The sequence below is a fragment of the Pedobacter sp. 05L430 genome (assembly GCF_056397585.1).
The window spans coordinates 1-654 of record NZ_JBFTNT010000603.1 but is presented as its reverse complement, the minus strand read 5'-3'; the positions used below and the strand labels follow the sequence as shown (position 1 = coordinate 654).

The window sequence follows — 654 nt, the reverse complement described above, 5'->3', positions numbered from 1 at the left end:
CCCATAGTAAAAGCTACATTCTCATTGGTGTAAGCCCATTTAAAATAGGAATTGATATTGAACATATAGACCATCATTTCAATTATCACGATATTACCACTTCTAGTTTTAGCCCAGAGGAACTACAACTAATAAGCAATCAAAATACAAGCGCCAACTTCTATTCCATATGGACAAGAAAAGAGGCTGTACTCAAAGCTTCCGGAGAGGGTTTAATAGACAATATGAATGAGCTTAACAGTTTGAACAGTTCAATTACCAGAAAACAAGTTAAATACTACCTCCAAAGTTTTATGCCAGATAAAGAATATGCAGGCTGTATTGCGTTTGAAGAACCTGAGGCCACACTAAATTACTGGGATTACCAATAAGATCAGATCTATTTTCTTTTTGATTTCTCCCAGGCGGCACTTTGGCTCTTTTTAAAATACCTGATTATTCCAGCTATTACGGCATAATTCATCAAACAAAAATAATAAGGTACAAAAAGCGCCTTTATGCGTATATTTTTACTCTCAAAAATGTATCCGAGTATACTTAAAGTATAAAATAAAATCTGTAAAATAAATATCGTTTTATAGAACAAAGAATCATAATGATACACGATAAGACCATTTACAACAAACAGAGCAATTAGTAAAAATGGAGTTATAG

At 32.7% G+C, this 654-nt stretch carries 1 protein-coding gene and 1 pseudogene; one reads left to right on the top strand and one right to left on the bottom strand.

The genetic code is table 11. The features are described from left to right. On the top strand, nt 1–371 hold a 371-nt coding region (locus AC1DG9_RS27570; RefSeq protein ID WP_477635765.1), incomplete at its 5' end, for a 4'-phosphopantetheinyl transferase family protein. 8 nt (nt 372–379) lie between these two features. Here the strand turns inward: AC1DG9_RS27570 and AC1DG9_RS27565 are convergent. Further along, nucleotides 380–654, bottom strand: a pseudogene (locus AC1DG9_RS27565) (glycosyltransferase family 2 protein); the annotation flags it as partial.